The 25,007-nt window shown below is 65.5% G+C and carries 24 protein-coding genes; 18 read left to right on the top strand and 6 right to left on the bottom strand.

The window, feature by feature from the left end:
• Positions 1-19 precede the first annotated feature (19 nt).
• The 5 genes from hypD to hypA are packed head-to-tail and all read right to left on the bottom strand — an operon-like array spanning position 20 to position 4,902.
• Positions 20-1,117, bottom strand: coding sequence for a hydrogenase formation protein HypD (gene hypD, locus ACLJEU_RS20670; RefSeq protein WP_414663253.1), 1,098 nt, complete (start codon positions 1,115-1,117; stop codon positions 20-22).
• On the bottom strand, positions 1,114-1,386 hold the full coding sequence (locus tag ACLJEU_RS20665) for a HypC/HybG/HupF family hydrogenase formation chaperone (RefSeq protein ID WP_414663252.1): 273 nt from the start codon (positions 1,384-1,386) through the stop codon (positions 1,114-1,116). Before ACLJEU_RS20665 ends, hypD begins: the two co-directional genes overlap by 4 nt.
• A gap of 32 nt (positions 1,387-1,418) precedes the next feature.
• On the bottom strand, positions 1,419-3,737 hold the full coding sequence (gene hypF, locus ACLJEU_RS20660; protein WP_414663251.1) for a carbamoyltransferase HypF: 2,319 nt from the start codon (positions 3,735-3,737) through the stop codon (positions 1,419-1,421).
• 4 nt (positions 3,738-3,741) lie between these two features.
• Positions 3,742-4,548 carry a hydrogenase nickel incorporation protein HypB gene (gene hypB, locus ACLJEU_RS20655; protein WP_414663250.1) on the bottom strand — a complete coding sequence of 269 codons (807 nt, stop codon included), beginning with the start codon at positions 4,546-4,548 and terminating at the stop codon, positions 3,742-3,744.
• Between the two features lie 9 nt (positions 4,549-4,557).
• Positions 4,558-4,902, bottom strand: a complete 345-nt coding sequence (hypA, locus tag ACLJEU_RS20650; RefSeq protein WP_414663249.1) for a hydrogenase maturation nickel metallochaperone HypA — start codon at positions 4,900-4,902, stop codon at positions 4,558-4,560.
• 125 nt (positions 4,903-5,027) lie between these two features.
• Between hypA and ACLJEU_RS20645 the strand changes: the two genes are divergently transcribed.
• The 5 genes from ACLJEU_RS20645 to ACLJEU_RS20625 are packed head-to-tail and all read left to right on the top strand — an operon-like array spanning position 5,028 to position 9,907.
• Entirely contained in the window at positions 5,028-5,615 is a 588-nt protein-coding gene (locus ACLJEU_RS20645; protein ID WP_414663248.1) for a HupE/UreJ family protein, read from the top strand.
• A 55-nt stretch (positions 5,616-5,670) separates the two neighbouring features.
• A complete protein-coding gene (locus ACLJEU_RS20640; protein ID WP_414663247.1) occupies positions 5,671-6,816 on the top strand; it encodes a hydrogenase small subunit in 1,146 nt (381 codons plus the stop codon).
• On the top strand, positions 6,813-8,549 hold the full coding sequence (locus tag ACLJEU_RS20635; RefSeq protein WP_414663246.1) for a nickel-dependent hydrogenase large subunit: 1,737 nt from the start codon (positions 6,813-6,815) through the stop codon (positions 8,547-8,549). The genes ACLJEU_RS20640 and ACLJEU_RS20635 overlap by 4 nt, the downstream gene beginning before the upstream one ends.
• A 13-nt stretch (positions 8,550-8,562) precedes the next feature.
• Positions 8,563-9,348, top strand: coding sequence for a Ni/Fe-hydrogenase, b-type cytochrome subunit (gene cybH / locus ACLJEU_RS20630; RefSeq protein WP_414663245.1), 786 nt, complete (start codon positions 8,563-8,565; stop codon positions 9,346-9,348).
• Between the two features lie 4 nt (positions 9,349-9,352).
• Entirely contained in the window at positions 9,353-9,907 is a 555-nt protein-coding gene (locus ACLJEU_RS20625; protein ID WP_414663244.1) for a hydrogenase maturation protease, read from the top strand.
• A gap of 58 nt (positions 9,908-9,965) precedes the next feature.
• Here the strand turns inward: ACLJEU_RS20625 and ACLJEU_RS20620 are convergent, their stop codons facing one another.
• Positions 9,966-10,235 carry a hypothetical protein gene (locus ACLJEU_RS20620; RefSeq protein ID WP_414663243.1) on the bottom strand — a complete coding sequence of 90 codons (270 nt, stop codon included), beginning with the start codon at positions 10,233-10,235 and terminating at the stop codon, positions 9,966-9,968.
• 439 nt (positions 10,236-10,674) lie between these two features.
• Here ACLJEU_RS20620 and ACLJEU_RS20615 point away from each other — a divergent pair, with 439 nt between their 5' ends.
• From ACLJEU_RS20615 to ACLJEU_RS20555, 13 genes are all read left to right on the top strand, one after another.
• Positions 10,675-11,454: a cytochrome c3 family protein gene (locus ACLJEU_RS20615; RefSeq protein ID WP_414663242.1), complete on the top strand. Its 780-nt coding sequence runs from the start codon at positions 10,675-10,677 to the stop codon at positions 11,452-11,454.
• On the top strand, positions 11,351-13,669 hold the full coding sequence (locus ACLJEU_RS20610) for a hypothetical protein (RefSeq protein ID WP_457795282.1): 2,319 nt from the start codon (positions 11,351-11,353) through the stop codon (positions 13,667-13,669). Before ACLJEU_RS20615 ends, ACLJEU_RS20610 begins: the two co-directional genes overlap by 104 nt.
• Before the next feature lie 665 nt (positions 13,670-14,334).
• Positions 14,335-14,787, top strand: coding sequence for a division/cell wall cluster transcriptional repressor MraZ (locus ACLJEU_RS20605; protein WP_414663241.1), 453 nt, complete (start codon positions 14,335-14,337; stop codon positions 14,785-14,787).
• 2 nt (positions 14,788-14,789) lie between these two features.
• Positions 14,790-15,035, top strand: a complete 246-nt coding sequence (locus ACLJEU_RS20600) for a hypothetical protein (protein ID WP_414663240.1) — start codon at positions 14,790-14,792, stop codon at positions 15,033-15,035.
• A gap of 16 nt (positions 15,036-15,051) precedes the next feature.
• Complete coding sequence (gene rsmH / locus ACLJEU_RS20595) at positions 15,052-15,990, top strand: 16S rRNA (cytosine(1402)-N(4))-methyltransferase RsmH (protein ID WP_414663349.1); 939 nt, start codon at positions 15,052-15,054, stop codon at positions 15,988-15,990.
• 33 nt (positions 15,991-16,023) lie between these two features.
• Positions 16,024-16,413: a hypothetical protein gene (locus ACLJEU_RS20590; RefSeq protein ID WP_414663239.1), complete on the top strand. Its 390-nt coding sequence runs from the start codon at positions 16,024-16,026 to the stop codon at positions 16,411-16,413.
• Positions 16,414-16,417: 4 nt separating this feature from the next.
• A complete protein-coding gene (locus tag ACLJEU_RS20585) occupies positions 16,418-18,397 on the top strand; it encodes a peptidoglycan D,D-transpeptidase FtsI family protein (RefSeq protein WP_414663238.1) in 1,980 nt (659 codons plus the stop codon).
• Positions 18,394-19,992, top strand: coding sequence for a UDP-N-acetylmuramoyl-L-alanyl-D-glutamate--2,6-diaminopimelate ligase (locus ACLJEU_RS20580; protein WP_414663237.1), 1,599 nt, complete (start codon positions 18,394-18,396; stop codon positions 19,990-19,992). The genes ACLJEU_RS20585 and ACLJEU_RS20580 overlap by 4 nt, the downstream gene beginning before the upstream one ends.
• Before the next feature lie 6 nt (positions 19,993-19,998).
• Positions 19,999-21,399, top strand: a complete 1,401-nt coding sequence (locus ACLJEU_RS20575) for a UDP-N-acetylmuramoyl-tripeptide--D-alanyl-D-alanine ligase (protein WP_414663236.1) — start codon at positions 19,999-20,001, stop codon at positions 21,397-21,399.
• Positions 21,393-22,508, top strand: a complete 1,116-nt coding sequence (mraY, locus tag ACLJEU_RS20570) for a phospho-N-acetylmuramoyl-pentapeptide-transferase (protein ID WP_414663235.1) — start codon at positions 21,393-21,395, stop codon at positions 22,506-22,508. Before ACLJEU_RS20575 ends, mraY begins: the two co-directional genes overlap by 7 nt.
• 59 nt (positions 22,509-22,567) lie before the next feature.
• Entirely contained in the window at positions 22,568-22,714 is a 147-nt protein-coding gene (locus ACLJEU_RS20565) for a hypothetical protein (RefSeq protein WP_414663234.1), read from the top strand.
• Positions 22,715-22,725: 11 nt separating this feature from the next.
• On the top strand, positions 22,726-24,021 hold the full coding sequence (gene murD, locus ACLJEU_RS20560; RefSeq protein ID WP_414663233.1) for a UDP-N-acetylmuramoyl-L-alanine--D-glutamate ligase: 1,296 nt from the start codon (positions 22,726-22,728) through the stop codon (positions 24,019-24,021).
• A 44-nt stretch (positions 24,022-24,065) separates the two neighbouring features.
• Positions 24,066-24,986 (top strand): muramidase family protein, encoded by a 921-nt coding sequence (locus tag ACLJEU_RS20555; RefSeq protein ID WP_414663232.1) that lies wholly within the window; start codon positions 24,066-24,068, stop codon positions 24,984-24,986.
• The last annotated feature ends 21 nt before the right edge of the window (positions 24,987-25,007 follow it).

The raw sequence follows: 25,007 nt of genomic DNA, 5'->3' as shown, positions 1-25,007 counted from the left end.
GCACCGGCTCGAGGTGCGTTCAGGCGGCGCTGGCCCGATGCCGGTACCGGTAATACGCGGCGCAGGCGCCTTCGCTCGAGACCATCGGCGCGCCAATCGGATGTTCGGGCGTGCACCGCGTGCCGAACGCCGGGCACTGGTGCGGTTTCATCACGCCGCGCATAATGGAGCCGCTGATACACTCGCCGGCTTCGACCGGCACGGCGGCGGCGAGGCCAAACTTGCGCGGTGCGTCGTAGGCCGCGAGTTCCGGCCGCAATCCCCAGCCGCTCGCCGGGATCGGGCCGAGTCCGCGCCAGTTGCGGTCCTCGACGACAAAGGCCTCGTGTACGAGCGCGCGGGCGGGGGCGTTGCCCTCGGGGCGCACCACGCGCGCGTAGGCGTTCTCGACCTCGGCGCGGCCGGCTTCGAGCTGGCGGACGCATTGCAACAATCCCTGCAGAATGTCCACAGGCTCGAAGCCCGTGACCACAATCGGCGCGCGAAACTCAGCCGCAATGGCGTGGTACTCGCCGGTGCCCATGATCGCGCACACGTGACCGGCGGCGAGGAAGCCCTGCACCCGGTTGTCTGCGGCCCCGAGGATGGCGCGCATGGCGGGAGGTACCAGAACATGGGATACGAGCAGCGAGAAGTTGCGCGCGCCCGCGCGGGCCGCGCGCAGCACCGCCAGTGCGTTGGCCGGCGCCGTGGTCTCGAAGCCCACCGCAAAAAAGACGACTTCGCGGCCGGGATTCGCCTCGGCCAGGGTCACGGCGTCGAGCGGCGAGTAGACGATGCGCACGTCGCCGCCGCGGGCCTTGGCGGTGAGCAGATCCACGCCGCTGCCGGGCACGCGCAGCATGTCGCCGAAGGAGCAGAGAATCACGCCCGGCTTTAACGCCAGCTCGACCGCGCGATCGATGAGTTCGGCAGGCGTGACGCAGACCGGACAACCCGGACCGTGCACCAGCGTCACGCCCGCCGGCAGCAGTTCGTCGAGGCCGAACTTCACGATCGCATGCGTCTGCCCGCCGCAGATCTCCATGATCGTCCACGGTCGGGTCGTCACGCGGGCGATGGCCGCCGCGAGCGATTTCACCACCGTGGCGTCGCGGTATTCGTCGACGAACTTCATGGCGGGCCCGGAATTCGCGTCGTGACCGGTTCGAGCCCGTCGAGATCGCCCATGGCCTGGAGGTAGCGAAAGGTGTCCTCGGCCTCCTTCTCGTCGATCACGCTGATGGCGACGCCGACGTGCACGAGCACGTAGTCGCCGACTTTCGCCTCGGGGGCGCAGGTGAGGCTGACGTGCTTGATCACGCCGTTGAAGCTGACGCGACCGGTGCGCAGGAAAGGATCGTCGCCTTGAATATCGAGCACGCGACCGGGAACGGCGAGGCACATGAGAGGGGAGGGTACGGACGGGCAGGTGGCGTTCAGGGCAGGGCGACCGAGGTGAGATTCCACAACGCGCCGAGGGCCTGGCCGGCGGCAATGTTGCCGTCGTTGGGCGGCAGCTCCCGGTGAGTGAGGACGGTGAAGCCGTTGGCGTGGAGTGCCGCGGTGGCGAGGTCGAGCAGGAGGGCGTTCTGAAAACAGCCACCGCTCAACGCGACTGTCCGCACGCCCGCTTCGCGCGCCATCGCCACGATGCCGCTGGCGAGGGCGTGATGAAACGCCTGCGCGAGCACGACGCGTTCGACGCCGCGGGCCGATTGCGCCAGCAGCGCGTCGATCAACAGCCGCCAGTCGAGTTCGCACACCGCGCCGCTGCACGCGGGCAGACGTTGGAGCGGAAGTGGCAGCAGCGTGCTCGGCACCACCGGCGCCGCCATCGCGGCCGCTTCGACCGCGAGCGGCGTCTGGCCTTCGAAGTGATTGCGATGTCCCAGCCCAAGCAGCGCGCCCACGGCATCGAACAGCCGGCCCGCGCTCGAGGCCATGGGAGCGTTCAGACCGCGGCCGAGCATGATTCGCAGCACCCGGGCATCGTCGGGTGAAAAACCAAAGTCGTGGGCGAGAGCATCGTAGCGCGCGCTGCCGGCGGCCTGCAGCAGACTCAGCGCCACGCGGCGCGGGTCCCGCGCCGCGGCATCTCCGCCCGGCAGCCGGAACGGATGCAGCCGCCCGAAACGGAGCGCGGTGTTCCGGCGCAGCAGGAGGAACTCGCCGCCCCACACGGTGCCGTCCTCGCCGTATCCGGTTCCGTCCCACGACACGCCGAGCACGTCATCGGCCGGCTGCTGGTGTTCGAGCAGGCAGGCGAGCACGTGCGCCAGATGATGCTGCACCGCCACGCGCGGCAGCGGGAGCGTTTGCGCAAAACGCGTCGAGCTGTAGTCGGGATGCTTGTCGCACACGACGGCGGTGAACTCGCCGCCATGCACGTCCCGCAGCATCGCGGCGGTCCGGCGAAACACCTCCGCGGTGGCCGCGCCACCGAGGTCACCGATGTGCGGACTGAGGACAACCCGCCGGTCGGAAGCGACGGCCACCGTGGCCTTCATCTGCGCGCCGACGCACAGCCAGTGGCCCGCGAGGGCGCCCGGCAGCGGGAGCGTTGTCGGGGCGTAGCCCCGTGCGCGGCGCAGCATGATCGATGCGGTGCGACCGTGGCGCACGACGGAGTCATCGACGGGATGTGCGACGGGTCGATCGTGGTGGAGAAACTGGTCCGCGATGCCCGCGAGCCTGCGGCGGGCCTCCTCTTCGCTCGTGCACAACGGTTCGTCGGCGAGGTTCGCGCTGGTCGCCACAACCGGCCGGCCGATCGCCTGCAGCAGCAACACGTGCAGCGGCGTCGAGGCGAGAAAGGCGCCGATCCACGGATTCCCGGGTGCCACGCCGAGCGCGAGCGCGGCTCCGGCCCGGCGCGGCACCAGCACGATCGGCGCGGCGGGCGATGCGAGGAGCGTGGCCGACGGGGCGGAGACGTCGGCGACCGCCGCGAGGGCGGTGAGATCGGCAAACATGACCGCGAACGGCTTTTCGTCGCGGTGTTTGCGGCGACGCAAGGTGGCGACCGCGGCCTCGCTGGTGGCGTCAACCAGCAGATGGTAGCCGCCCAGGCCTTTCACGGCCACGATTTGACCGGTGGCGATGCTCTGCGCCGCGGCGCGAATGGCCTCGTCGTCGTCCGCCATCCGGATGCCGGTGGCGTCGGTGAGGTGGACGCGTGGACCGCAGGTCGCGCAGGCGTTGGGCTGTGCGTGAAAGCGGCGGCTCGCGGGAGTTTCGTACTCCGCCTGGCACGCGGGACACATCCGGAAGGCCCGCATCGTGGTGTGCGGACGATCGTAGGGCAGGGCCTCGATGATCGAGTAGCGCGGGCCGCACTGCGTGCAGTTGATAAACGGATACCGAAAGCGGCGGTCGGCGGGATCGTTCAGTTCGCCGCGACAGGCCGCGCACACCGCGAGGTCCGGCGGCAGCGTGGCCTCGAGCGGGCCGGACGTGTCACTCTCGATGATGGTGAACTCCGGGCCCGCGTCGGGCAGCGTGCTTTCGGGCGGCTGTTCGGTGATGGTGAGCACATGCGCGGCCGGGGGGAGATCGTCCCGGAGGGCGCGTTCGAATGTTTCCAGTTTTTCACCGGGACCGACGAGGCGGATCAGCACGCCCTGCCGGTCGTTTCGCACCCAGCCGCGCAGGGCGAGCCCGGTGGCCAGGCGGTGGACAAAGGGCCGGAAGCCCACGCCCTGCACCGTGCCCCGCACGCGGAGCACGATGTCGGTCGCCTGTTCGGTCACGGGCATGAGCTTAGTTGGGTTTCCGCACCAATGACCCCAGCAGCGCGATCCACTCGCCGAAACCTTCGCCGGACCTGGCCGAGAGCTGGATGAGTTTCGCCTGCGGGGCGATGCGGCGGATGTTGTCCACCGCGGCGGCGCGATCAAAACCCAGCGCGTCCGCGACATCGATCTTGGTGAGGAGCACGACGTGCGCGGATTTGAAAATCGGCGGATACTTCAGCGGCTTGTCCTCGCCCTCGGTCGTCGAGAGCAGCACGACGCGCAGTTGTTCGCCGAGATCGAATGACGCCGGGCACACCAGATTGCCGACGTTTTCGATGAAGAGCAGTTTGACGCCGTCGAGATCGAGCGACTCGACGCCGCGGGCGATCATCGAGGCGTCGAGATGACACGTGGTGCCGGTCGTGATCTGCGCGACGGGCACGTGGGGGCGGCGGAGGCGACGGCCGTCATTCTCCGTTTCGAGATCGCCGACCAGCACGGCGCAACGCGTGCTGCCGCCGAATTCATCGAGGGTGCGCTCCAGCAGGGTGGTTTTGCCCGCGCCGGGCGACGACACCAGGTTCAACGCCACGAGTCCGCGGCCGAGAAAGTAGCCGCGATTTCGCTCGGCAAGGATGTCGTTCTTTTCGAGGAGCGGGATGCGCACATCGAGCGACTTGATCGCGACTTCACCGCCCGGACTGGCGTCGAGGGCCGCCGTGACTTCCGCGGCGAGCGGTCCGGAGAGGGTGCGCGATTGCGAGACCGTCGGTCCGCTCAAGGCAGTGACGCGGAACGTTTCGGAGACAGTGGGCTCGGTCGTGGGGTTCATGGTGGGCATTCAGGACATTTCGATGCGGGAGAGCTCGAGTTCGCGGCCCTGGCGCAGGTCACCGGACAGTTGGCCACAGCGCGGGCAGGCGTAGATGAAGCCGGTGTCGGTTTCGAAATCCTCCGCGCAGGTGGCGCAGTGGGCGCGGCCGGGCACGGCGTTGATTTCGAGCACGGCCTCGGCGGCGGGGGTCTGCGGCGCGATGGCTTCGAAGGCGAAACGGAGCGCCTCGGGTTCGACGCCGGACAGGGCGCCGACGCGAATGACAATCCGGTGCACCCGGTGGGCGCCGCTGGTGCGGACCTGCCTCAGCACGGCGTCGAGCGCGGACTCCATGATTCCGACTTCGTGCATGGCGCGTCCAACTAGCGCCGATACGTTTCGGGCGTCGAGCCCCGAGCGGGGAAAGCACAATAAGCGCGGCATGTTTCCCAAGATGCGCACAACTGCGGGCCCGGAGTTGGACTAGTATCCGCCCCATGAAAGGTGTTGCCCCGTTTCGACTCTGTGCGGCTGGTGCCCTGGCACTGGTCTTTCCCGCGGTGGTTCAGGCGCATTCGAATGGAGTTCTGGTCGTGGACTGCGCGTCGGGACTGGCGCATCCGTGGCTCGGTTGGGATCATCTCATCGCCATGACCGCCGTTGGGTTTTGGGCGGCGCAGCTTTCCGGTCGATCGCGCTGGCTCGTGCCGGCGGCCTTTGTCGGCGTGATGACATGCGGTGCCGCGGCTGGGGCGATGGGCGTGGTGCTCCCGGGGGCCGAGCCGATGATCGTCCTGTCGGTCATTGTCTTCGGCCTGCTCGTCGCTGGAGTTGTCCGCGCGGGCCTGCGCGTGAATCTCGGCCTCGTGGCCGTGTTCGCTCTGTTTCACGGCGGTGCTCATGGCGCGGAAATGCCGCTCTCGGCCGGTGTGCCGGCCTATCTCGCCGGACTTGTGACCGCCACTGCCGCCCTTCACGTCGCCGGATTTTTGCTTGGCAGCATGGCGCGACGTCGCGCGAACGGGATGCCGCAACTCGTCGGCGCGACCTGCATCGCCGCCGGGTTTCTCCTGCTCATCGCGTAGGACTGCCCATCCCCCGCCACCCGCCACGCCACCTTTGCCTTAGCCCCCAATCCCCATGATCACTCTGGAAACGCGGGTCGAAACCATTCCGACCGTCTACGAACAGATCCTCTCCCGCGGCGTGCCGCGGCGTGACTTCCTCAAGTTCTGCGCCTGGATGGGCGCGTATCTGGGGCTCGAGAGCCAGGCGGCGGCGCAGATTGCGAAGGCGCTGGAAACGAAGCGCCGGATTCCCGTGGTGTGGCTGCATTTTCAGGAGTGCACGTGCTGCAGCGAGTCGTTTCTGCGTTCGTCGCACCCGGTGGTGGCCGACATCCTGCTCGACAAGATTTCGCTCGATTACACCGAGACGCTCCAAGCCGCGGCCGGACATCAGGCGGAGGAGATCCTGCATGACACGATCACGAAGTATCGCGGCGAATACCTGATGCTCGTCGAGGGTTCGGTGCCGCTCGGGGCCGACGGCTGCTACTGCGTGGTGGGCGGTAAGTCCGCCCTGGATACCGTGAAGGAAGTCGCGGCGGGGGCGAAGGCCATCATGGCGTGGGGCAACTGCGCATGCTCCGGCTGCGTGCAGGCCGCGAATCCAAATCCGACCCGGGCGACGCCGATTCACGCGATCATCAAGGACAAGCCGATCGTCAACGTGCAAGGCTGCCCGCCGATCGCGGAGGTGATGGCCGGCGTGCTCGTGCACCTGCTGACCTTCGACCGTATTCCGCAACTGGATGCGCTCGGCCGGCCGAAGGCGTTCTATGCGCGGCGCGTGCACGACACGTGCAGTCGCCGCGCGAATTACGACGCGGGCCTGTTCGTCGAGACCTTCGACGACGAGAACGCGCGGAAGGGTTTCTGCCTTTACAAGGTCGGCTGCAAGGGACCGACGACCTACAATTCCTGCGCCGGGATGAAATGGAACAATGGCACGAGTTTCCCGATTCAATCCGGTCATCCGTGCATTGGTTGCTCCGAGGCGAATTTCTGGGACAACGGGCCGTTCTATCAACGCCTGCCGAACTTCCCGGGTTTCGGCGTCGAGTCGACGGCCGACACCATCGGCCTCACCGTCGGCGGCGTGACGGCGGCCGCGGTGCTGACGCACGCGGTGCTGACGAATGTGCGCAAGCGCGGCGAGATCGGAAAGCAGCCAGGCGAGGATGCCGAGAGTGGTGACAGTGCCGGGCGGGGAGGTGCCGCATGAGTGCCGCGACCAACCGCATCGTGGTGGATCCGGTGACCCGTATTGAAGGTCACCTGCGCATCGAGGCCGAGGTGAAGGACGGCAAGATCGTCGATGCCTGGAGTGCGGGCACGATGGTGCGCGGCCTCGAAATCATTCTCAAAGGCCGCGATCCCCGCGACGCGTGGGCCTTTTGCGAGCGCGTGTGCGGCGTGTGCACGACGGTGCACGCGCTGGCATCGGTGCGATCGGTCGAGGACGCCATCGGCATCCAGGTGCCGCCAGCGGCCGAGTTGATCCGTAACATCATGCACTGCGTGCAGAATGTGCAGGATCATGTGATTCACTTTTACCACCTGCACGCGCTGGACTGGGTCGACGTGGTGAGCGCGTTGAAGGCGGATCCGAAGGAGACGTCGCGCGTCGCGCAGAGCATTTCGCGCTGGCCGAAGAGTTCTCCGGGCTATTTCGCGGATCTGCAGAAGCGCCTTACGGGTTTCGTGCAGAGTGGGCAGCTCGGAATCTTCGCCAATGCCTATTGGGGTCATCCGGCGTTCAAGCTGCCGGCGGAGGTGAATCTCCTCGGCGTCGCGCACTATCTCGAGGCGCTCGAGTGGCAGAAGGAAATCGTGAAGGTGCATGCCGTTTTCGGCGGCAAGAATCCGCATCCCAACTATCTCGTCGGTGGCATGCCGTGCTCGCTCAATCTGGAGGAGCCGAACGCGATCAACGCCGAGCGACTCGCGCTGGTGGGCAAGCTGCTCAATGAGGCCCGGGACTTCGTCGAGCAGGTGTACTATCCCGATCTGCTGGCCATCGCGCCGTACTATCTAGACTGGGCGTCGATTGGCGGCGGGCTCAAGAATTACCTCTGTTACGGCGATCTGCCGACGGCGGGTTTCAACCAGCACGACAGCTACAAGTTCAAACGCGGCGTCATCCTCGATCGGAATCTCAACGAGGTGCTGCCGGTCGATCCGCGCGACACGCAGACCGGGATCGAGGAATTGATCGACAACTCCTGGTACGAATACCAGGGCGGCGGCGTCACCGGCGGGCGCCACCCGTGGGTCGGTGAAACGAATCTCAAGTACACGGGACCGAAGCCGCCGTACGAACACCTCGAGGTGGACAAGAAATACAGCTGGCTGAAAACACCGAGGTGGAAGGGACACGCCATGGAGGTCGGCCCGTTGTCGCGCATGCTGGTCGGTTTCGCCGGCAACAACACTCCGATCAAGGAGGCGGTGCTCGAGGCGCTCGGGGCGTTGAAGGCGCCGGCGTCGGTGCTCTTCTCCACGCTGGGCCGGACGGCAGCGCGGGGCATCGAGGCGAGGCTGTGCGCGAAATGGGGCCTGGAGTTTTTCGACTCGCTGCTCGCGCTGATCAAGGCGGGCGACACGCGCACGTTCACCAAGGCACGCTGGGATCCGGCGACCTGGCCGGCCGAGTGCAAGGGCGTCGGCACCTGCGAGGCTCCGCGTGGTGCGCTGGCGCACTGGATTGTCATCAAGGACCGGAAAATCGAAAACTATCAGCTCGTGGTGCCCAGCACGTGGAATGCTTCGCCCCGCGATGCCAAGGGCCAGCGCTCCGCGTACGAGGCGTCGCTGATCGGCACGCCGGTCCACGATCCGAAGCAGCCGCTCGAGATCATCCGGACAATTCATTCATTTGATCCCTGCCTCGCGTGCGCCGTGCATCTCTACGAGAACGGAGCGGAGGTGGCTCACCACGAACTGCTCGTCAGGTAAACCGGAGGCCACCGTGAACACTTCGCCTTCGCACGACTACCGGCGCGTCTATGTCTGGGAGCAGCCGGTGCGCTGGTTCCATTGGATCAACGCCGCAGCCATCACCGTGCTCGGCGTATCCGGATGGCTGATCGCCCATCCGCCCGCGTTTCTCACGAGCGACGAGGCTTCGGCGGGCTTCTGGTTCGGGGCGGTGCGTTTCACGCATTTCGTCACCGCCTACGTCTTCGCGGCGAACCTGGCCTTTCGCTTCTATTGGTCCTTTGTTGGAAACAAATTCGCGAACTGGCGCAATTTCCTGCCGCTGACCCGCGCGCAGATCCGGCAGGTGTGGGAGGTGTTGAAGGTGGATATTTTCCAGTCAAGCAACCGGCCCGTCCATACGCTCGGGCACAACGCGGTCGCCTATTTCACCTATGGCGGCACGGTGTTGCTGAGCCTTTTTCAGATCGTGTCGGGCTTCGGCCTTTACGCGCCGACCAGTTCATCGTGGCTGCCGCAGCTGTTCACGTGGGTCGTGCCGCTGGCGGGCAGCGAACAGAATCTGCGCCTCTTTCACTATGCGGTGACGTGGGCCTTCGCGGTCTTCACCCTCGTGCACGTCTACCTCGTGTTTTATCACGACTACGTCGAAGGCCACGGCGTGCTCTCCTCGATGATCGGCGGTTGGAAGTTCATGGAGAAGCACCAGGCGCATGCGGAACAGACGACCGGCATCTCGGCGATCGTGACCGGAGCAGCGGCTCCGACCGCGCCGGTCGTGCCGCCGGTAAAAACTGGAACGTCCGCCGGTGACTGAAGCCATGACCGGCGGCCTCCTCGATTCCACGCTGGTCGGCGAAAACTGGGCCGCTCCGCGCGCGCCCGAGCCTGGAGCGGCGGTGCTGGTGCTCGGCGTGGGCAACGTGCTCATGGGTGACGAGGGCGTCGGCGTGCACATCGTCCGGCGTTGGGAAGGCGAGCTGGAGCTGCGTGGTGTGCGGGTGCTCGATGGCGGCACCGGCGGAGTGAGTCTCCTCGGCGAATTCGACGGCGTGCGGGCCGTGGTCCTGATTGACGCAACGCGCGATGGGCGCGCCGCCGGCTCCATCACCTATGTCCAAGTCGAAACAGTGGCCGCATTGCCCCGCGGACTGGGGGCGCATGACTTCGGGTTGAAGGATCTCTTTGCCGCGAGCGCGCTGACGGGCCGGATGCCGGAACTGCATCTTTACACCGTATCCGTAACGACGATTCGGCCGATGTGCACGGAGCTGTCCGCCCCGGTCGCTGCCGCGGTCCCGGCCGTCGTGTGGGTCGCGCGCCGCCATGCCGTGCGGCTGGCCGAGAGTATTCGTTGTTCAAGTACGCGGCCGTGACGCGCCGCGCGGCCGGAAGGGCGCGACGCGCGGCGAATGCCGCTGACGCCGATGCGCGTCACGCGTACCGACTCGGTTCCGGTTCGTCGTCCGCCTTGCCTTCGTACGCGTGCACGGAGCAGGCGGAGTCGCTCCACAGCGGCAGGTTGTCGTGGTGTCCGGCCCACGTCTCGCTGATTTCCCGGGCGAGATCCGGATTGTGCGTGTCGAGCATCAGGCGGTTGAGGGCGGCGTAAGCGACGGCCTCGGGCTTGACGTTGATCAGCGCGGCGAAACGGGCGATGGCATCGTGTTCGGCCTGCTCGAGGTGAAGTTTGATGGTGGGCATGACTGCGGTCTCCTGGGTTTGGAGTTTGGATTGCGAACGATCCGCGCCGGGCGGCTGCGTCCCTACAGTAAGCCTCCGGGCGCACGTTTCACCGCGTTTCTTGGCAATTGTCGGGCGGATCTTGCGGCGCTTAAACCGGGGAGTGCCTGCGGAGCAGTCCGGCGGGAGGCGCGAAATCGGATCGTCGGGTTGAGATTCCGCCGACGGAGCGCACGCATCGCAGCCTGAAGCCCGTTTCTCCTCTGAAAACGTCCCCGTGCCGCTGGCGTGATCGCACGCGGCTGTGCAGTAAATGCCAACGTCCCTGCGTAAGAATACCAAGGCCCGCGCAGCCCTTGGCAATTCCTGCGCAGCCAGATGGCCGATCATCAGGCATAAAGGGGGGTGACGATTCAGACATTCCGTCCCGCGCTGCCCAAGCCAACCCAATTCAACCACCATGAACTTTAGACCGCGCCTGACCAAAAACACCGTCCTCTTCGGCGGTACAGCTGTATGGGGTCTGCTGCTCATATCTTGTGTGGCCGTTAATCGAACCATGCTGGCCCCGCCGTTCGTGGCTGGCGCGGCATTCGTCGGCAACAAGGGATGCGTCGAGTGCCATGAAGAACAAACGTCGAAGATCCATACTTCGCTACACGCCAAGGTCTCAGTCGCCGATGCCTCGCTCGGAAGCACGTCCTGCGAGTCGTGTCATGGCGCCGGCAGCCTTCACGTGAAGGCGGGCGGGACGAAGGGAAACATCATCAATCCGAGAAAGACCTCCGAAACCTGCTTCCAGTGCCACCTCGACAAGCGCGGTGAATTCTCACTCGCCAACAGCCACCAGGTGATGAACGGAAAGATGTCGTGCGGCGACTGCCATGACCCGCACGAAGGTCATGCCATCCGGGGCAGTGGCGCTTCGCTCGAAGCTCAGAACGAGAACTGCACATCCTGTCACACCGCGCAAAAGGGGCCGTTTGTTTTTGCGCACAACGCCATGCGGGAAGGGTGTGTCGCCTGTCACAATCCTCACGGCTCGGTGAATCAAAAAATGCTCGTGGCGCGTGATGCGAACCTGTGCCTCCGGTGCCACCTTCAGACGACCGATCGCAATGGAGCCATATTCGTGGGTGGCGAGGACCATCGCACCCGCCTTCAGAACGGCACCTGTTGGATCGCGGGCTGCCATGAAGCAGTCCACGGCTCCAACGCCAGCAAGCCCCTACGCTACTAACCTCGCGAACCTGAAAGCCATGAACGTGAAACATTTCCTCTGCTACCCGGCTGGCCTTCTGGCTGGCGCCCTGCTCGGGGTTGCTCCCGTGCGCGCTGCTGAGACCGACGCGATGCCGGTTCCGGAAAACAACTATATCAAAGTCTCAGGACAGCTTCCGTCGCTCAGCGGCAGCAAGTCGTCGTATCAAACGCGGACCCGCGAACCAAAGACCGGGTTTGGCGGAATCGAGGAGTTCAACTATTATAAGGAAATTTCCAAGACGACCTCGTCTGAGGTTAACGGGAGGATTCTCCCCGGTGCCGAGGATTATCTCCTTCAGTACAAGCTCGTGAAAAGCGAAGTGGGCTCATTCGAAGTGGGCTACAAGCGGTTCCGCACGTTCTACGATGGCGTCGGTGGTTTCTTCCCGCTGAACAATGCCTGGATGCCGATCTACAAGCGGGCATTGTACGTCGATCGAGGAAAATTCTTCGTGAACGGCACCATCGCACTCCCGAAGGCGCCCGTATTCACGTTTAGTTACTCGAATTCGACGCGGACCGGTCGCAAGGACTCGACGATTTGGGGTGACACCGATTTCACCGGAGTGCCGATCTCGTCGCTGTCCTCATTGAATGTGGTTTCCGCCAACCGGAAAATCATTCCCGCTTACATCGATCTCAACGAACGCAATCAGGCGTGGGAAGCGGCGGTCAAGCACACGGTCGGAAACGCCACGTATCGTGTCGCGCTTCTCGGCAACGAGATCGACAATCGCAACACGCGTTCCGTCGATCGTTATCCCGGCGAACTGAAGCCCTTCCCGGCGATTCCTGCGAATCCGCCCACCTTGGTTCCGCCCGCGCTGGCCAACAATCAGAACAAAGGTTTCGACGCGCAGGGTTTCAAGGAAAGCAGCGTGACGGCCCTGGCGAAAGTGGAGTTTGTCCTAAATCCAAAAGCAAAAGCCTATGTGAGTGGCAGCTATCGCACCGCGTCCATCGACACCACCGGCTCGCGGCTCATCACGGCCAGCATTCAAACCGCAGCTGGCGTGCGGACCGAGGTAGGTGGTTTCACGCCCGCCGGACGTCCCCCGTATTCCTATAATGGTTCGGGTTCAGCCAAGCAGAAGGTTTGGACCGGCGTGGTGGGGATCGATACCAAACCGGCGAAGGATTTGGAGCTCAACGTAGCGCTCAAGGCTGAGGATTTCGATACGACCGGAAACTTCCAGGCCGTCTATGTGAGCAACATGATCGTCCAGGCCACGGGCGTCGTCACGGCTGTACCGCTGACCACGCAGAATTCGTCCAAGGTTACGGACCAACCGCTGATTCCTGAACTGAGCGTACGGTACGTTGGCATCAAGAACCTGACGCTGTTCGGCAATTGGGACTATCGGACGGCCCCGGGTGATGATCGGACGATTTATGGTGGCATCACGACCTCGTCTGCCGGTCCGGTCGTCCTCTCCGCGCCGTTGGGCACGAACAATCATGTGAAAGAAACGCATTCAAATCTGAAGATTGGTGGAAACTGGGTGACGTCGAAAGCTCTCACGTTGCGGGGCGAATTCTTCACCAAGGATCACGAGAACGACTTCCGGGGATTGGGCACGGCTCTCGGTGGCTACTACACCCTGAACTTCGACATCTATGGCGCCCGCATGACTGCCACAGTGCGGCCCAGTCCGGTGCTCGCCTTCGCCACGCGCTATGTAGTCCAGCGCGGCAAGGCAAGTATCGCCGAAGATGGTTACCTCGAGGGCGATTCGAACGACTCCCGCCGGTATCAGCTCGCGGAGACGATCGACTGGAATCCGAACAAGTCCGTCTACGTGCAATGCAACCTCTCGTTCATCTGGGACAAACTAAGCACGGCCTACCCGCGAGCGGGCGGTTCGGCCAATGATGTCCTTCGGAATGCCGACAACAACTACTGGACTGGTACCTTGATCACGGGGTACGTCATCGACAAAAACACCGACGCGCAGATTCAGGGCAGCTACTATAAAGCGAACAATTATAATCCCGCCATTGCCGCTGCCACGGATCCCCTCGGGGCGGGCGGGCGCGACTACTCGGTGACCTTGGGGTTAAAGCACAAATTCAGTCCAAAACTCGTCGGCACTGCTAAGGTTGGGTACGTGGAGAGCCGCAACGACACAACTGGAGGCAACACGAACTTCCGGGGACCGGTGGGCTACGCAGCCATCGAGCACTCGTTCTGATCCAAGAATTTGGTTACCCCTAGATAAAGCTGGCCGCGGTGCATGTGGGTGCCCGCGGCCAGCGCATTTTTTGGCAGCGAGAGCGGAGTGGGCGAACCCCTGACAGCCTCGCGCCTTCCCTTGCAAGAGGGCCGTGCACACCGTGCGCGGCCCTCTGCTCGTTTTGGCGGGTGTAGCATCCGTCAGCGCCTGACAGTGGGCCTAACCCTGGACGCCGTAAGGGTCATCGCGGCTCGGGAGCTCTCGTGTCCTCGTCGTGTCTTCAGCGCCGCTTCAGCCTGATCCGTGATGGCCTCCCCAGCCCGAACCGCAACGCGCTCGGGCCTGGCGTTGAATCGGAAGTGATCGAGGGGGTGGGGGCCGCACCGGAGTCGCGGGGATCCGGGTTGGGCGCGCCGGTTGGTTAAATGACGCGTCGCGCAGGTCCGATCGTATCGCCCGTGTCCGCTGATCGCAGGAGGGAAACGAAAACCGCTCCCTGCCGGATCAAAACAAGTGCCTCGTAAATAAACTGTTTGGTTGGACGTCGACCCGCGCGCTACGAGCTAACCGCCCTGTGAATAAGTGAGTAACTTCCGGCTGAATCAGAGGCTTTTGGCTTGCTCCGTGGGGGTTAAAATGGGTTGAAATGGTGCGAAATGGGGCGGTCGGATGTCCCAGTAAAAATGGCGCAGCCAGGCAAAGCAGTCTTCACGGGCCTTTTTAGGCACACGCTGGACGACAAGGGTCGACTCACGATCCCGTCGGAGTGGCGTCATGCCCACGCGCAGGAGGACACGTTTCTCGCGACGCCGCACCCGGATGGATACATCGCGGTGCTGCCCCCGGGCGAGGTCGACAAGCTGCACGAAAAAATTTCCGCGATGAAGCTGAGCGACGCGGCGGCGCAGGCGTTCAGCGCGCGGTTCTTCTCCCAGACGCAGGGATTTTCCTTCGATAAAGCCGGGCGCATCGGTCTGACCGAGGCGCTGCTGAAGCACGCCGGGCTCGAGAAGGATGCGGTCCTCGTCGGATCGCTCACGAAGTTCAACATCTACAACCCCGTCCGCTGGCAGCAGGAGGAGTCTCGCACCGCGGGCGAAAACTTTGGCGACCTCATGCGTCGCCTCGACATCTAACCATGCGCCGCGTCGTCAAAGTAAAGAGCCTCTCCACCCGCGTTCCGCTGCGAAAGTCAGCGCTGAGCGCCACTGCGGCGGTGCGCCGGGCGTTTCCCGCGTGGATCGTGGCCGACGAAAACGGCGTGGCGTTTTCCGCCCGGGCCGGGGCGGTTCCGCGGGTGCGCGACGCGCTCGTGCTGCGCACCGTATCCAAAAAGAAAGTATCCAGCGCGAAGGGCTCGTCCGATGCCGACCGTGCTCGATGAGATTGCCGCCCGTGCCATGACCCCCGGCCATAACCCCGTGTTGCTGCGCGAGGTCCTGGACCTGCTCGCGCCGCGCGCGGGCGGCCGGTACCTCGACTGTACGTTTGGCGGCGGCGGTCACACGCGCGCCGTCCTTGAGGCCGCGCCGGGCTCCACGGTGGTCGCGCTGGATCGCGATCCGGCCGCGGCCGCGCGCGCTGCGGTGCTCGCCAGCGAATTTGGCGGGCGGTTCACGCTCGTCGATCGCGATTTCGGCCGCCTGGCGGATCTGCCGGACACCGACTTCGACGGCATCCTGTTCGATCTGGGCGTTTCATCGTTCCAACTCGACGAGACGGAGCGGGGCTTTTCCTTCCGGCAGGATGCGCCCGCGGACATGCGCATGGATCCGCGGAGCGGCGTCCCGGCGACCCGCTGGCTGGAAACGGCCACGGAAGACATGCTGGTCCGGGCCGTGCGGGACTACGGCGAGGAACAGCACTGGCGCCGCGTCGTGCGCGCCCTGGTGGCCGCGCGCGGCACCGGCGCGCTGGCTCGCACCGCCTCGCTCGCCGCGGTGATTGCGGAGGCGATTCCGGCGCGGGACCGACATGCGTCGCGGATTCATCCGGCGACGCGGGCGTTTCAGGGCATCCGCATCGCGGTCAACGACGAGCTGGGTGCCATCGAACGCGCGCTGCCCGCGGCGTTCGCCCGGCTCGCCGCTCCCGCTGCGAACCGGCCCGGCGGCGTGCTCGCGGTGATCAGTTTCCACTCCCTCGAGGACCGGCCCGTGAAACAGTTTTTCCGCCGCCAGTGCGGACAGCCGGAGAGCGCCAGCGACCACACGCCGCAGGATCTGCGGGTGAAGCTCGCCGAGCCCCTGACCCGCAAGCCCCTCACGCCCGGCGACGCGGAAGTCGCCGCCAATCCCCGCAGCCGCTCGGCCAAGCTCCGCGCGCTGCGCAAACTCTGAACGTCCGTCCGCATCCGACGCCCCCTTCGCCCGATGAAAAAGAACTCCCAGGCTTTCGTGAACCAGCTGCTCGTGTGCCTGCTCGTCACCATGACCTTCGGTGGCACGCTGGGCCTGGGCACCGTGTGGATGCGTCACCAGATTTCGGTTACGGCCAAGGCCAACCGCACCCTGCTGGCCGAGATCAACGAGGTGAACCGCCGGAGCGATGACATCGAGGCCATCATCCGCAGCGAGCAGCGCCCGGAGCTGCTGCGGCGGGCGAATCTGGAATTTCGCCTGGGCCTGGTGCCCATGAACGAGGTTCAGGTCGTGCACGTGACCGAGAACGTCGCCCAGCGCATGGTCGAGCGCGCCAATCGCTGGACCGCCAAGCAACAGCCGACCGAGGCTCCCATCAAAGTGACGTTCGCCGCGCGTTGATCCGATGTCCAAGGGTTTTGCCTCCAGCTACCGGATTGTTCTCCTCGCGACCGCACTCTTCCTGTGCTTCGCCGGGGTGGGCGTGCGGCTGGTGTGGCTTCACGTGGTTGATCGCGACTCGCTGATCAAGACGATCGAGAAGGCCCGGCAGACCACGATTCGCGAAGTGGCGCGGCGCGGCGACATCGTCGACGAAAACGGATCGCTCCTCGCCACCAGCAGCTCGCGCCGGGTGCTCGGCGTTGATCCCGCCTCGCTGCGCCCGCAGGACCAGCACCTCTGGCCGCAGTTGGCGGAGAAAATCGACATGCCGGAGGCCGAGCTGCGCCGCATCTTTCTCACCCGTTTTCGCGAGCCGGCACCGGCGAAGACGGCGACGCCGGCCGCGCCGGCCCCGAAGTCCGTTCCGCCGCTTCTGCAACTCAAGCTCGTCGCCGAGACGCCGGTGACCTCCGCTGCCTTCGCGGACGAAGACGACACGGACGTGGATCCGACGCCCGACGACAAGGGGCGGCGGGCTATCCGCTGGGCCCGCCTCCGCGAAGACGTGCCGGAGAAGCTGTACGAGGAGATCATGAAGATCGGGATCAAGGGCGTGTATGGATTGCACGAATACCGCCGGGTCTATCCCAACAAGCAGCTGGCCGCCCACATCATCGGCTACGCGAACCGCCAGCAGGAGGCGGTCGTCGGCATGGAGGCCTACGCTGATTTCTTTCTGCGCGGCCAGGAGGGGTGGCGGGTGGGCGAGCGCGACGGCCGCAACCGCGAGCTGCCGCAGTTTCTGATGCGGCGCGTGCCGCCGTCCGACGGTTACAGCGTGAAGCTGTCGATCAACACCATCGTCCAGGACATCGTCGAGCAGGAGCTCACCTACATCGCGACGACCTACGAGCCGTTGAAGGCCTCGATCATCGTGAGCGATCCGCGCACCGGCTTCATCTTGGCGATGGCCAATTACCCGACCTTCGATCCCAACGAGTACAACAAGGTGCCGAAGGATGAGCAGCGCCGGATGCGCAACGTGGCCGTGGCAGACGTCTACGAGCCGGGTTCGGTGTTCAAGATCGTCGCAGTGGCCGCGGCCATCGAGGAGGGCCTCGCCAGCCGCCGTTCCATGTTCGACTGCTCGCTCAACACGTTCGCGCATCGCGGCCGGGTGCTGTCGATGCCGGGCGAGGATCACCACTTCAAGGTGCCCACGGCCGTGTCGCTCGCCGAGGTGGTCAGTCACTCCAGCAATCGCGGTGCCGCCCAGCTCGGCATGGCGCTCGGCGAGGAACGCTTCTATCGTTACACGCGGGCCTTCGGCTTCGGCGGTACGCTCGGATTTCCGGTCGGTGCGGAGGACGCAGGACTGCTCCGCCCGCTCGCTAAATGGGATCCGATCGACATTACGCGCGTGCCGATCGGGCACTCCATCTCCGCCACGGTGCTGCAGATGCACCAGGCGATGAGCGTGATTGCGAATGATGGCGTGCTGCTCCGGCCGCAGATCATCAAGGAAGTGCGCGATGCCGCCGGTGACGTCGTTTTCCAGTATGGCCGTACGGAGATTCGGCGCGTGGTTTCCGCCGAGACCGCGCGCAACGTCGCGCAGTTGCTCACCGGCGTCGCATCGCCGGACGGCACGGCGGTCGGTGCGGCCATCGAAGGTTACGATGTCGCCGGCAAGACGGGGACGACGATCAAACTCATGGAGGAAATCCAGGCCGACGGGACGGTGAAGCGGGTTTACAATCGCTCCCATCACATTGCGTCCTTCGTGGGGTTCTTCCCCGCCGGCCGCCCGCGGGTTGCGATTTCCGTGGTGGTGGACGATGCTGATCACAAAGCCGAGCGGGGGATCGCCTACGGCGGAAAAGTGGCGGCGCCATCGTTCAAGCGCATCGGCGAACGGCTCATTCCCATTCTCAAAATCGAATCTCACCGCGCCCCGGCTCACGCGAGCCTGATCGCCGCAAACCAGGGAGTCCGCCCGTGATTGGTTATCTCGCCCAGAATTATCCGCTCATCCACGCGTTCCAGCCCCCCGCCCGCCGCACGCGGCGCGAGGCCATGGCCACGCATCGCATCTTCAAAATGGCGCCGAAACTCTCCGACTACTTCCACGAGGACGAGATTCTCGCGGTCAAGGGCACGCTGGACCGGCCCATTTCCGGGCTGGTGATCGACAGCCGCCGCGTCGTGCCGGGCACGCTGTTCTTCGCGCTCCCCGGACTGCGCGCCGACGGGGCGAGCTTCATCGACGAAGCCGTGAGCCGCGGCGCCGTGGCCATCGTGACGCAGAAGATGCCGGCGTTTCCGCCGGCGAAGGTGACGTTCATCCAGGTTGAGAACGCCCGCGTGGCACTCGCGAGCGTCGCGCAGCGCTTCTACAAGTTTCCCGATCGCGAGATGACCGTCGTGGGCGTCACGGGCACCAACGGCAAGACCACGGTCACCCACCTGCTCAAGCAGCTGCTCAACGGCGACCAGCCCGTCGGACTGCTCGGCACGATCAGCTACGATCTCGGCGCTCGCAGCGTGCCGTCGTTCCGCACCACGCCCGAGGCGCTGGATATTTACGGCATGATGGCGCAGATGCGCGACGCCGGCTGCCGCACCGCGGTGATGGAGGTCAGCTCCCACGGCATCGATCAGCAGCGCGTGCGCGGACTGCAGTTCGGCGCCGCGGTCTTCACCAATCTCACCCGCGACCATCTCGACTATCACAAGACGCTTGAGAGTTACTTCGACGTGAAGACGCGGCTCTTCACCGGCGGGAGCGGCTCGGTGCCCAAGGTGTCGGTCGTCAATCTCGACGACGCCTATGGCGAAAAACTTGCCGCCCGTCTGGGCGTCGAGGTGCCGACGACCCGCGTGGTCACGTTCGGCGAGGATCCGCGCGCGCAGGTGCGGGCCGAGAACGTCTCGCTCCAGTTCAAGCGCACGACCTTCCGGCTGGTCTGGCCGGGCGGCACGCTCGAAGTCGATTCGCCGCTCATCGGTCGCTACAACGTGAGCAACCTGCTCGCCGCCATCGCCACGGCGTGGGGCCTGGGCCGCGACCCGTTTGTATTCCTTAGCCGGTTACGCGCGTTCAAGGGCGTCGCCGGCCGCATGGAACGAATCGAGGAGGGCCAGCCGTTCAACGTGCTGGTCGACTATGCCCACACCGACGATGCGCTGCGCAACGCGCTGGGCATGCTGCGCCAGATTACGCCGGGCCGGCTGCTCGTCGTCTACGGCTGCGGCGGAAATCGTGATCGCACCAAGCGGCCGCTGATGACGCGCGCGGTGCAGGAGTTTGCCGATTTCGCCATCGCGACCGCGGACAATCCGCGGACGGAGGCGATCAGCCAAATCTTCGACGACATGCGCGGCGGTATAACGGCGCCGGAAAAAATCACCTGGATCGACGATCGCCGGCGCGCGATCAGCCTCGCCCTCGACATGGCGAAACCCGGCGACTGCCTGCTCATCGCGGGCAAGGGGCACGAGAGTTTTCAGGAACTGGCCGACACGGTGTTTCCCTTCGATGACCGGCAGGTTGCGCGGGAACTGATCGGAAACAAAGCGCTCAAGGTCTCCAGCTAGACAGCCGTGCCCACCTTTGTCCCAGACACTCTCGCCACCTGGACCGCCGGTCGCTGGACCGCGCGGCCTGGCGCGCCGCTCACGGGATTTTCGTTCGACACCCGCACGCTCCGCGCGGGCGATGTGTTCGTGGCGTTGCAGACCGAGAAGCGCGACGGCCATGACTTCCTGGCGGACGCGCAGGCGGCCGGCGCCACCGCAGCCATGGTGTCGCGTGAGGTCGGGTCGTCGCCGCTGCCGCAGTTGGTGGTCGCCGATCCGCTGACGGCGTTTCAGGCGGTGGCGCGCGAGCACCGGCGCACGTTTCGCGGCCCGGTCGTCGGAATTTCTGGAAGTGCGGGCAAGACCTCGACGAAGGACTTGCTGGCCGTCCTCCTGGGTGGCGCCGCAAGCGGCGTCGTGGCCACCGAGGGCAATCTCAACAATCACCTCGGCGTCCCGCTCACGCTCACGCGAATCGATCCGGCGCGCACGACGGCCGCGGTGATCGAGGCAGGCATCAGTGCGCCGGGAGAAATGGAGCCGCTGGCGGCGATGATCGCGCCGGACGTGAGCATCATCACGCTCGTGGCGCCGGCGCATACCGAGGCGCTCGGCGGAATCGAAGGCGTCGCGCGCGAGAAGGCTCGGCTCCCCGCCGCGACGCGTCCCGGCGGGATTGCTCTCTTCACCCGGCAGGCGGCGGAGTTCGCGCCCTTCCGTGATCTGCGCGTGCCGACGCTCGTGCTCGAACGCGCCGGCTCGCTCCACAGCGTCCCGGGCGCGGGCCAGCGGGTGCCGTTCAGCGTGAGCCATCAGGGCGAAGAGACGCGGCTGGCGCTGGCGTTCGGCCCGCCGCCGGCCCGGGAGTTTCGCTTGCGCCGCGTTTCCGACGGCATGGCGGAGAATGCGGCGCTCGCGCTGACTGCCGCGCTGCGCCTCGGGGTGAGCCGGGACGACCTGCAGATGCGACTCGCGGACTGGAAGCCGGCCAGGATGCGCGGCGAGATCCGCCGGATCGACGGCCGCGTGCTGTATCTGGATTGTTATAACGCCAACCCGGCCTCCATGGCCGATGCCCTGGCGGCGTTTGTCGCGTTGGTGCCGGCAGGCGAACCGCGGATGTTCGTGATCGGTTGCATGGAGGAACTCGGCGAGGGCGCACCTGGCTACCATCGTGCGCTTGGACGCTCGCTTCCGCTCGGGCCGGGCGACCTGCTCTTTGTGATCGGCACCCAGGCGCACGAGGTGTGTTCCGGCGCGCTCGAACAGGGTGACGTCACCCAACAGATCCAGATGGTGTCGACGCTCGCGCCGGTCGTGACGGCACTCGCCGCGTGGCGCGGCGCTGTGTTCGTCAAGGGCAGCCGCCGTTATCAACTGGAACGCATTTTCGAGGGCGGGGCCTCGCATTCGCTGCCGTGCTGACCTACCTCGCAGATTATGCCGAACATTTCGGACCGCTTCGCCTGCTGCGCTACATCACGGTGCGGACGGCATTGGCGGCGATCACGTCGCTGATCATCGGCTTCGCGCTCGGTCCGATGCTCATTCGGAAATTCAAGGAGCTGAAATTCGGGCACGGCTACATCGACGATCGCACCGGTTCGCTCGGCGCGACTTACTTCGACAAGAAGCACACGCCCACGATGGGCGGACTGATCATCTTCATCTCGGTGTTCGTCAGCGCGGCATTGTGGGCTGCGCCCAACGTCTGGGTGTTCACGAGCCTCTTCGTGTACGCGGCGCTGACCGTGCCCGGCTTCCGCGACGACTACCTGAAGGTCGTGCACAAGAACCGCAACGGCATCTCCTCCTGGGAGAAAATCGGCTGGCAGTCGCTGGCAACGCTCGGGGCGCTCGGCGTGCTGATGCTGCATCCGGACAGCGCGGCGAAGATTCACGAGTTCTGGGTACCGTTCGTGAAGCGGGCGGTCATTGAACACATGCCGTGGTGGATGCTGCTCACCTTGATTTATCTCTGGATCGTCGGGTTCAGCAACGCGATCAACCTCACCGATGGCCTCGACGGTCTGGCGGTGGGCTGCACGATCACGGTGGCCTTGGTGATGGGCGTGATGGCCTACGTCGCCGACCACGTCTTCCTCGCCGAGTATCTGCTGACCAGTCACGTCCCAAAGACCGGCGAGCTGACCGTGATCTGCGGCGCGCTCATCGGCGGGTGCATGGCGTTCCTGTGGTTCAATTCGCATCCGGCGGAAGTCTTCATGGGCGACACCGGCTCGCTCGCGCTCGGCGGCCTGCTGGGCGTGATGGCGTTCATGATCCACCAGCCGCTCACGCTCGTGATCGCGGGCGGCGTCTTCGTGATGGAACTGCTCTCGGTCGTCACGCAGGTGGGCTGGTTCAAGTATACGAAACGCCGATACGGCGAGGGGCGCCGGGTCTTCCTCATGGCGCCGATCCATCATCATTTTCAAAAGAAGGGCTGGCCCGAGACGAAGGTCGTGCTCCGTTTCTGGGTCATCTCGCTCGGCTTCGCCCTGGCCAGCCTCGCCACGCTCAAACTCCGCTAATCATGTTTTCCTTCGAACCCCTTCGCATCCCTCGGTCTCTTTCCGGCTCGGCCGCGTCGATGCACTCCGCAACGATCACGTCGTCATCGCCGCTCGCCACCAACCGCGGCTCGCGCGTGCTGGGCAATCGCGCGTTTCTCCGCGTGCGCGCGGGGCACCGGATCAAGATCGCGCTGACGCACTTCCCGCGTTCGCCCCGCTCGTAATCATTTTTTCCGTGCCCTTGCGTCCTCCCGAGTTCCTTCAGTCCGCGCTCGCGCCGCCGGCCGCCATCCTCGGCGGCGGCATCAGCGGCGCCGGCGTGCAGGGCTTGCTGACGGCAATCGGGGCCGAAGGCGTGATTTACGACGCGCAGGCCGCCAAGGGCGGGGACTTCACTGCGGCCGCGGCCCGGCGGCATGCGCTGGTGATTTTTTCCCCGGGCTTTCCGCCGGAGCATCCGTGGCTGCAGCGCGCCCGTGCTGCCGGTGCGCTGTGTTTTGGCGAGCTCGATTTCGCCTCGCTCTTCTGGCGCGGGCGCCTCGTGGCCGTGACTGGCACCAACGGCAAAACCACGCTGACGGAGTTTCTCACCCACGCGCTGGGCGCCATCGGGCGCAACGCGCAGGCGACGGGTAACATCGGGCATCCCTTTTCCCGGCTGGTGGTGGAGAAACGCGGCGGCGCCCGCGACATGACGGCCGTGTGCGAGGTGAGTTCATTTCAGGCGGAGACGTTGCAGCATCTGCGGGCGCACGCGACGCTGTGGACGAATTTCGCCGAGGATCACCTCGAGCGTCACCCGGGGCTGGAGAGTTACTTTGGCGCGAAGTGGCAACTGGTCGCGCGGACGGACGCCGGCGCGGTGTTCGCCGGCTCGTCGGTCTGCCGCCAGGCCGCGAAATTCGAGCGATCCACCCACGGCGTCCATCAGGTGGAAACGGAAGGACGGCCCGCCGATCCCCGGCTCGCGCGCACGCTGTTCGCGACCTATCCGCAGCGCGAAAATTTCCTGCTGGCGGCGGCGTGGTGGCGCGAGAGCGGTTTCGACGAGGCGGCGCTGTATGCGGCGGCCCAGTCCTTCAAGCCCGGCCCGCACCGGCTCGCTCGGGTGGCGGTACGGGAGGGCGTGACCTATTGGAACGACTCGAAGGCCACCAACTTCCACGCGGTCGAAGCGGCGCTGGCCAGTTTCGAAGCGCCGGTCGTCCTGATCGCCGGCGGTAAATCCAAGGGCGGCGACCTTGCCGGCTTCGTCCATCGCATCGCATCCCGCCTCAAGCACGCGGTGCTGATCGGCGAGACCAGCGCGGAGCTGGCGTTTCACTGTTCGATGTTCCGGGTGGCGCACACACGGTGCGCGGATTTTCCGGAGGCAGTGCGCCGGGCGACGGAACTTGCCCAGGCCGGCGATCACGTCCTGCTGAGTCCCGGCTTCGCCAGTTTCGACATGTTCCGCAGCTACGAAGATCGCGGCGAACAATTCGAGGCGCTCGTGCAGAATCTCGGCGCGCCGGCCGCAAATTTCAGATAGTATTCCGCCTTTCCCAACCTTCATCACCGAAACCAACTCCTCCTATGAAAATCCTGAAGATTTTCGGCATCGTCGTGGGCATCCACGTTTTCGCCCTCATCCTGATTTTTGCGAATCCAGGCTGCAGCTCCACCACCAAGCCGGCTCCACAGCCGAGTGACACGGTTGCCAATCCGTCCGCTCCGCCCGTGATCAACGCCGCCGGTTCCCCGGGCAGCGTGTATTCGTCGACCACGGACACGTCTGCGCCCGCGCCCGCACTCACGTTCAATCCCGAAGCGCCCGCCACGTCGGGTGGTTCGCGCGTCATGCCGACCCGGCCCGGTTCGCCGGTTGCCGGCGTGCTCGTCGCCGAGCCCGTGGGAGATGTCACGCCGGTCTCATCGTATACGGTGAAGTCCGGTGACAGCCTGTGGACGATTGCGCGGAAGAACAATCTGACCGTCGCCCAGCTGACCGGCGCCAACAACCTTCCGGCCACCGCCAGTCTCCGGCCGGGCCAGAAGTTGATCATTCCGAGCAAGCCCGCCGCGGGCGGCACGGCCACGCCGGTCGCGGCCAGCTCCGCCGCGTCGACCAAGAGCGAGCCGCACGCGACACCCGCGCCCAAGGCAAGCACCGAAGGCATCAAGCACACGGTGAAGTCAGGCGAGACGCTCGGCGCCATCGCGCGCAAATACGATGTGCGGCAGCGCGATCTCGCGGTGGCCAACAACATTTCCGATCCGGGCAAGCTGAAGCCGGGCATGGAACTGACCATCCCGGGCTGGAAAGCCCCGGCGGGTGGTGCGACGAAATCCACGTCCAAGTCGGGCGCCTCGACGTCGAAGTCGACCCCGCCGCCGGTGGCTGCTCCCGCCGCCGAACCGGCGCCGGTGATCGAAGCGACGCCCGCGCCGTCGCAGCTTCCGCCTGTGCCGGTGATTCGGATCGACGACGCCCCCGCGGTCCCGTCGCCGAAGTAACCTGAAGCCGGATACTCAGCC

Source organism: Terrisphaera buseokensis (genome assembly GCF_047521145.2).
GTDB lineage: Bacteria > Verrucomicrobiota > Verrucomicrobiia > Opitutales > Opitutaceae > ER46.
Note: the sequence above shows the minus strand (reverse complement) of the source record. Positions and strands in the feature narration are given on the sequence as shown.

Coding starts and splice junctions, on each gene's coding strand:
- hypD (WP_414663253.1), bottom strand. CDS start 1,117: ATGAAGTTCGTCGACGAATACCGCGACGCCACGGTGGTGAAATCGCTC.
- ACLJEU_RS20665 (WP_414663252.1), bottom strand. CDS start 1,386: ATGTGCCTCGCCGTTCCCGGTCGCGTGCTCGATATTCAAGGCGACGAT.
- hypF (WP_414663251.1), bottom strand. CDS start 3,737: ATGCCCGTGACCGAACAGGCGACCGACATCGTGCTCCGCGTGCGGGGC.
- hypB (WP_414663250.1), bottom strand. CDS start 4,548: ATGAACCCCACGACCGAGCCCACTGTCTCCGAAACGTTCCGCGTCACT.
- hypA (WP_414663249.1), bottom strand. CDS start 4,902: ATGCACGAAGTCGGAATCATGGAGTCCGCGCTCGACGCCGTGCTGAGG.
- ACLJEU_RS20645 (WP_414663248.1), top strand. CDS start 5,028: ATGAAAGGTGTTGCCCCGTTTCGACTCTGTGCGGCTGGTGCCCTGGCA.
- ACLJEU_RS20640 (WP_414663247.1), top strand. CDS start 5,671: ATGATCACTCTGGAAACGCGGGTCGAAACCATTCCGACCGTCTACGAA.
- ACLJEU_RS20635 (WP_414663246.1), top strand. CDS start 6,813: ATGAGTGCCGCGACCAACCGCATCGTGGTGGATCCGGTGACCCGTATT.
- ACLJEU_RS20625 (WP_414663244.1), top strand. CDS start 9,353: ATGACCGGCGGCCTCCTCGATTCCACGCTGGTCGGCGAAAACTGGGCC.
- ACLJEU_RS20620 (WP_414663243.1), bottom strand. CDS start 10,235: ATGCCCACCATCAAACTTCACCTCGAGCAGGCCGAACACGATGCCATC.
- ACLJEU_RS20615 (WP_414663242.1), top strand. CDS start 10,675: ATGAACTTTAGACCGCGCCTGACCAAAAACACCGTCCTCTTCGGCGGT.
- ACLJEU_RS20605 (WP_414663241.1), top strand. CDS start 14,335: ATGGCGCAGCCAGGCAAAGCAGTCTTCACGGGCCTTTTTAGGCACACG.
- ACLJEU_RS20600 (WP_414663240.1), top strand. CDS start 14,790: ATGCGCCGCGTCGTCAAAGTAAAGAGCCTCTCCACCCGCGTTCCGCTG.
- rsmH (WP_414663349.1), top strand. CDS start 15,052: ATGACCCCCGGCCATAACCCCGTGTTGCTGCGCGAGGTCCTGGACCTG.
- ACLJEU_RS20590 (WP_414663239.1), top strand. CDS start 16,024: ATGAAAAAGAACTCCCAGGCTTTCGTGAACCAGCTGCTCGTGTGCCTG.
- ACLJEU_RS20585 (WP_414663238.1), top strand. CDS start 16,418: ATGTCCAAGGGTTTTGCCTCCAGCTACCGGATTGTTCTCCTCGCGACC.
- ACLJEU_RS20565 (WP_414663234.1), top strand. CDS start 22,568: ATGCACTCCGCAACGATCACGTCGTCATCGCCGCTCGCCACCAACCGC.
- ACLJEU_RS20555 (WP_414663232.1), top strand. CDS start 24,066: ATGAAAATCCTGAAGATTTTCGGCATCGTCGTGGGCATCCACGTTTTC.